This window comes from Candidatus Desulfatibia sp., from assembly GCF_036446775.1.
Lineage (GTDB): Bacteria > Desulfobacterota > Desulfobacteria > Desulfobacterales > UBA11574 > Desulfatibia_A.
This window is the reverse complement of record NZ_JAZFTO010000267.1, coordinates 1-5,523: the sequence shown is the minus strand read 5'-3', so window position 1 is coordinate 5,523 and position 5,523 is coordinate 1. Positions and strand designations below refer to the sequence as shown.

Below are 5,523 nucleotides of genomic sequence, written 5' to 3'. Positions count from 1 at the left end.
CAACTGGTGCGTTATGTATGATCTACCTGAACAAGTGGCCGAAGAGGTGGTACTTGCCCACCCCCTTAAAGTAACGGCCACGCCGCTTGCAAATAGCAGTTTCTCGGAATCGAGTAATTTACAAGGGAAAAGTCATCAGGCGCTTCGAAGAAAAAGGCGAGCACTATTTAGCCGTCAAGTATTGAATCCGCTCGGAGGTGTCAATGGCCATAATCATTAAAGTGTGTTTTACTTTTGTCCTTGGATTGCTAGCCAAACCGCTAGCCAATAGCTTTTTTATGGGAGTTGAGTTTTATAACATATTGTTATGCAAAGGTAATAATTGAATATTTTGCTTATCACAGACCGATTGCCAGTCTTTCCATAATAGTTGCCTTTAAGTTAATCTTCTGTACGGTATTATTGTCCCGCAAGAGGAGCGATTTAATGGGGGAAGGTCAGTTGCGGCGTATTTCCATATCTCAGCTGCGTGGTATTTTTCATTCCTGTGTAAATAACGCAGTTTAATTATGAAGACTTCGAAGATGTCTAATTTCATTTCCTCAAAGAGATATTCATATTGATTCTCCTTCACCTATCCGTGTTGAAATGATTGAACCCGAGCAAAAAGAGAAAAGTGAAAATGGGTCGAATCTACCTGGCACAAGCAAATAAATTATCTTTGCCCGTATCGTTGAGAATCTACGCTAGTTCACTAAAGCGCATCTAGTTTTTCTTTAGCGTCTTCGAAGTTGGGATCGAGTTTCAAGGCCTCCTTGAACATTTCCTTAGCCTTTTCGTAGTTTTTTGCATCCATGTACCCTATGCCCTTGGAGTAATAAATCGCCGCATGGAAAGAACCCTGGGACTTTACATTCAGTTTTAGTTTTTCCTGATTGGACATTTTTACGTCCAGACTGGACACGATTTTGTGTACCAGTTGCTCCTCCATTTTAAAAGATGTAAGACCCAAGCACAATATTCCTTGCGCCCACTATCTTTCCTACCAGTACGGCGCTGTCATTGGCCAACATCCCGGCCTGCCCCAGTTTCATTTCCTCTATGATTTCCGCGATTTTGGCGCGTTCGACAACCCGGAGGGATTTTATTTTCGCAAGGTCCGTTGTCAGCATGGAGGTAAAATGAAGGTTATGATAGAATTTCAACTGGAAAAGGATTTATAGGGAGGTTTTTGAATGCGAATATTAAACTATTTATAATGCTATGGCATCTTCTAAAAAAAGGATAAAAAAAGCTCCGAAAACAGGTTTGATTAAACTCTGCATGGAAAAGAGGATGCCGCTCACTCAAAAACGGAAGCTTATTATCAGCATAATCGAAAAAAGCTCGGGCCATGTGGACTTCGAGGGTATTTACCGGGAAGCCAAAAAGCTCGACCCATCTATCGGTATCGCCACGGTTTACCGCACCCTCAAGCTGATGCGGGAGTTCCAGGTAGTCGACCACCATTCGTTTGGCCAGGAACACAAACATTTCGAAAGCCCGATTAAATCTCACCACGACCATCTTGTATGCAACGAATGTGGCAATATCATTGAATTTCTTGACCCTACCCTTGAGAAATTAAAGCTGAAAATCGCAAACAGCCATCAGTTTCGCATGCAGAGCCACAAACTCGAAATATTCGGACTCTGCAAGACCTGCTTCAAAAAAATCTAAATAAACCCCTTGACAACCCCCTGCCAAGTTCATTATTATTGGCACATGGGTGATAGTGATAATGAGTATCGCTATATGAAAGATTGGTTGTCCATTCGTTAAGAGGATGTTGAGAGGAATAAATGCCATTCAAGGGCCGGTTTTACCAAAACAACTTATGTGAGAGGGTTGCGTTATGACTGCTGGATTTCTTATTACATTCCGTGAGGGTCTGGAAGCCTTTTTGGTTGTAGGGATACTTCTTGCCTACCTCGGGCGCATGAATCTCAAAAGGCACAATAAATGGATCTATTTGGGAGTGGCCCTCGGCCTTATCAGCGCTTTCGGGATTGGAATCCTTTTCCAGGTCTATTACAGCGGCTTTGAAAGCAAGCTGGGCGAGCTATACCTGAAGATTTCGATTATGGGCTTTGCCGTCGTAATCCTTACCTACATGGTTATATGGATGAACAAAAACGCGCGCAACCTTAAAGCCGGGATCGAAAAGAATATCGAAGCTGCCGTAACTGCCGGAAGCGTCGTACCGCTGGTCATCATGGCATATCTCGCAATTTTGAGAGAGGGTTTCGAAACCGTCCTCTTTTTAGGCGCCGTTTTCGGAGACGACATGCAGGCGCCCGTCTTTTACGGCGGCGCGGCGGGGCTTATACTATCGCTTGCGGTAACGATCGGCCTTTTCAGAGGAATGCGCAAGATACCGATCAGGATGTTTTTCAAAGTAACCGGCTATCTGATCCTCATTATAGCGGCGGGCCTTCTCACCAACATGATTGGGATCATGCAAGACATTAATATCATTCCGCAGATTGTGCCGAGCCTTTTCGACATAAGCTTTATAATGAACGATTCAAGCGAGGTAGGAATATTCTTTAAGGCCCTTTTCGGATATACCCACAGCCCGAGCCTTTTGCAGGCGGTGGCATATACCTCCTACTTTGCAGTAACCGTATGGATTTTGAACTACACGCCGCGAGTTCGAAAGGAAATGGAAGAGGCCGCCTCTGCTGCATAGCCTGAGACTAATACTTACCTCGGCGCTTGCGGTCTGTTTGACGTCGGCTTCGGCATTTGCATATAGCTATGCGGAAGCCACCGACCCGACAGCCGATATCTTCAAGGAAGCCGTTGTTGCGGCCAAGGGAGGTAATTGGGGGAAAGTTTCCGGGCTCGCAAAAAAGGGTGTGGCTTTGCAAAAAGGGCATCTATTCGAGGCGGACTTCCTTGCAAAGCCGTTGAGCGAGGCGATAGATAAAAAGGACGTTGCCAAAACCGCGGAGCTCTTTGCCAACCTCGCTTACCTGTCGATCCGCGAAAAGCTCCATCAAAACAAAAAGGAAAACTTTAAAAATTATAAGAACGCCAAAGCGCGTCTTCAGCTTGCGCGCAAAAGCTACATGGACGTTCTAGACGGAAACGTAAGGAAGCAAAAAGCCGCCAGCAGCCTTGCAATCATGAGCCAGTTCAACGTGGCGCTGGAGAATATCGGTAACCCGGGTCTCTTCGGCGTAGGTAAAAAGGCCCCTGACCCGTCAGGATACAATCAGGCCGTCAAGCAAATCGAGGCTCTTATTGTGGACTCTTTTCCAAGTTTTGCCAAGTAAAGACAAATTATCTTTTAAGGTTCGATTTTCCCCGGTTTAACATGCCGGGATGTTAGGGAGGTCAAATGAGAACGGTTATTATTTTCATCAATAGTCTTATCCTGATTGCATTTCTGGCCGCCGGTCTGGCGGTTCCCTCCGCACTTTCGGCGGAAACTATCGACGATTACGTTAAGCTGGCCAAGGAAGCAAAGAAAAAGTATAACTGGGACAATAAGAAAACGGTCACAGTTGGCATTAAGGAATTCGGCTATGAACCGAACAAGCTCGTCTTCAAGACCGGCCAGACCTACAAGCTTGAGATCATCAATATAGGCAAGGAAAAACATTATTTTACGGCCCCCGAGTTTTTCAGGGCGATTGCCACCCGGAAGGCCCAAAACAAACTCGCCGAGATAAAGGCGCCGTTTTTCCTCGCACTCGAGATCATGCCAAAAGGCGGACAGCTAGACCTTTACTTCGTTCCCCTAAAGAAAGGTACATATCCCGTCTACTGCACGAGACCGGACCACCGTAAAAAAGGGGGGGAGGGGAAGATAATAATTGAATAGTCTGCTTAAAAACCTGAATCGCCATAGCCTTCAAAGCATGATTTTTGTGCATTGATCTAAAAGTGAAAGTAGCTGTTTTAGGCGGCGGTCCGTGCGGTCTTACGGCCGCATGGGAGCTGGCCCGAAACGGCGTAGAGGTAACCGTCGTCGAGAAAGACGCAGCGGTGGGCGGCCTGCGCAAAACTGTCAAGAAAAACGGATACAGGTTTGACCTGGGAAGCCAACGCTTCATCTCAAAAGATGTCGAATTGGTGGATTATATCCGCCACATTAATCTTTAATTTACAGACAAGGAGGTAAGGAAATGTTGTGTAATGGTGCGATGAGAATGATAATCGTTTTCGCTATTGCCGTGGCCGTATTACTGCCCTGGCCCGCCGTTGCGGAGGAGAAAGCCGCGTTTGATATCTCCGCTATCGGCGCGACATCCTCCACGGAAGGGGTACAGTGGCACGGCTACTACGAGTTCCACTACATAGACCAGCAAGAGAAAAACAGCACCTTCGACGCGCATAAGATTGTAGTTTGGATGGGCGTGCCTCTTAACGATGTAATGTTTCTGTCGGCGGAACTGGAGTACGAACATTTCCCGAGGCTGGAAGAGGCAGGATGGGACTCGGGCGCGGGTGATATCGATAAAAAGACCGGCGGCCGTGGTGAGATGAAAGTTGACAGCGCACAGCTGAGCATAATGCCGTTTAAGGGTTTCAGGGGATACACGGGCATATTTTACGTGCCGTTCGGAATAGAATACTTCAGCTACCCCGGAAACAAGAACAAGCTCGTTACGCGCCCGAAAGTAATGAAGAGCGGCGGAATAATACCCGGCACGTGGGCGGACGTGGGCATCGGTTTCAACAACCTCTTTGAGGGCATCGGCCACCTGGACGTCTTTTATTTAAACGGCGATGCGAAAAACGGAGGCGTATCGCGCGACTCTTCAAGCGGCGGCAACCAGGGCAAATCGCTGGGCGCGCGCATAATGCTGGACGACTTGGTGGTAGGCCTTAACATCGGCGCTTCTTACGTCTCCGGCAAGTGGGATGAGAATGACATGTACCAATCCACCCGCACGGGTATACACCTGAGAATTGATTCGGACAAAATATTCGGCGACGACCTTTATCCCGTACTGCTGGGTGAATTTGTAACCGGCAAGGATGAGGGCGCTGCGGTGGACACTGATAAAAAAGGTTACTATGTGCAGATAAGCTCCCGCGTCCATCCGCTTGCCGAGCTTGTGGCGCGGTATGGCGTGTACGATAATGACGAGAAAACGGCCGACAACGAAAAGAAAGAAACTTCCTTCGGCGTAGTGATGCACCTGCTGGACAATTTTCAGTTGAAGGCCGAATACCAAATTAACAACGAGGAAGGGACAGAAGTGGACAACAACAAGATTGACATCGAGTTGGTGGCGTGGTGGTAATACGGTAGTGAAGGTCTGCATACTGGGCGCCGGGCCGTGCGGCCTTACCGCCGCGTGGGAGCTGGCCAAAAACGGCGTAGAGGTAACCGTCGTCGAGAAAGACGCGGCGGTGGGCGGCCTTTGTAAAACTATCCGTAAAGGAGGTTACCAATTCGACCTTGGCGGGCATCGCTTTATCTCCAAAGACAGCCAACTTGTCGGCGACATCTGCGAGTTGATGGGGGACGACCTGTTGACGCGCAAACGTAAAAGCATAATACGTTTTCGAGACAGGAGTTTCGAT

General features: G+C 47.7%; 10 protein-coding genes. 8 read left to right on the top strand and 2 right to left on the bottom strand.

From position 1 onward, the window contains the following. Nucleotides 1-220 (top strand): hypothetical protein (locus tag V3S16_RS12810; protein ID WP_413885538.1); only part of this gene is annotated, 220 nt, incomplete at its 5' end. A 474-nt stretch (nucleotides 221-694) separates the two neighbouring features. On the opposite strand, the gene V3S16_RS12805 is transcribed toward V3S16_RS12810, so the two are convergent. Both V3S16_RS12805 and V3S16_RS12800 read right to left on the bottom strand, forming a co-directional pair. Next, a complete protein-coding gene (locus V3S16_RS12805) occupies nucleotides 695-952 on the bottom strand; it encodes a tetratricopeptide repeat protein (protein WP_413885536.1) in 258 nt (85 codons plus the stop codon). After that, nucleotides 933-1,112: a CsgG/HfaB family protein gene (locus V3S16_RS12800; RefSeq protein WP_413885534.1), complete on the bottom strand. Its 180-nt coding sequence runs from the start codon at nucleotides 1,110-1,112 to the stop codon at nucleotides 933-935. The genes V3S16_RS12805 and V3S16_RS12800 overlap by 20 nt, the downstream gene beginning before the upstream one ends. A 163-nt stretch (nucleotides 1,113-1,275) precedes the next feature. Between V3S16_RS12800 and V3S16_RS12795 the strand changes: the two genes are divergently transcribed. From V3S16_RS12795 to V3S16_RS12765, 7 genes are all read left to right on the top strand, one after another. Next, nucleotides 1,276-1,659, top strand: a complete 384-nt coding sequence (locus tag V3S16_RS12795; protein ID WP_413885532.1) for a Fur family transcriptional regulator — start codon at nucleotides 1,276-1,278, stop codon at nucleotides 1,657-1,659. A gap of 175 nt (nucleotides 1,660-1,834) precedes the next feature. Continuing rightward, on the top strand, nucleotides 1,835-2,671 hold the full coding sequence (locus V3S16_RS12790; RefSeq protein ID WP_413885530.1) for an FTR1 family iron permease: 837 nt from the start codon (nucleotides 1,835-1,837) through the stop codon (nucleotides 2,669-2,671). A gap of 37 nt (nucleotides 2,672-2,708) precedes the next feature. Then, complete coding sequence (locus tag V3S16_RS12785; RefSeq protein WP_413885528.1) at nucleotides 2,709-3,260, top strand: hypothetical protein; 552 nt, start codon at nucleotides 2,709-2,711, stop codon at nucleotides 3,258-3,260. Between the two features lie 65 nt (nucleotides 3,261-3,325). Then, nucleotides 3,326-3,811, top strand: a complete 486-nt coding sequence (locus V3S16_RS12780; protein WP_413885526.1) for a cupredoxin domain-containing protein — start codon at nucleotides 3,326-3,328, stop codon at nucleotides 3,809-3,811. 44 nt (nucleotides 3,812-3,855) lie between these two features. Beyond that, a complete protein-coding gene (locus V3S16_RS12775) occupies nucleotides 3,856-4,092 on the top strand; it encodes an FAD-dependent oxidoreductase (protein ID WP_413885524.1) in 237 nt (78 codons plus the stop codon). Between the two features lie 23 nt (nucleotides 4,093-4,115). Continuing rightward, a complete protein-coding gene (locus V3S16_RS12770; protein ID WP_413885522.1) occupies nucleotides 4,116-5,240 on the top strand; it encodes a hypothetical protein in 1,125 nt (374 codons plus the stop codon). A 7-nt stretch (nucleotides 5,241-5,247) separates the two neighbouring features. Beyond that, on the top strand, nucleotides 5,248-5,523 hold a 276-nt coding region (locus tag V3S16_RS12765), incomplete at its 3' end, for an FAD-dependent oxidoreductase (protein WP_413885521.1).

Excerpts from the sequence above, each read along its gene's own strand:
- V3S16_RS12800 (WP_413885534.1), bottom strand. The coding sequence starts at position 1,112 with ATGCTGACAACGGACCTTGCGAAAATAAAATCCCTCCGGGTTGTCGAA.
- V3S16_RS12795 (WP_413885532.1), top strand. The coding sequence starts at position 1,276 with ATGCCGCTCACTCAAAAACGGAAGCTTATTATCAGCATAATCGAAAAA.
- V3S16_RS12790 (WP_413885530.1), top strand. The coding sequence starts at position 1,835 with ATGACTGCTGGATTTCTTATTACATTCCGTGAGGGTCTGGAAGCCTTT.
- V3S16_RS12780 (WP_413885526.1), top strand. The coding sequence starts at position 3,326 with ATGAGAACGGTTATTATTTTCATCAATAGTCTTATCCTGATTGCATTT.
- V3S16_RS12770 (WP_413885522.1), top strand. The coding sequence starts at position 4,116 with ATGTTGTGTAATGGTGCGATGAGAATGATAATCGTTTTCGCTATTGCC.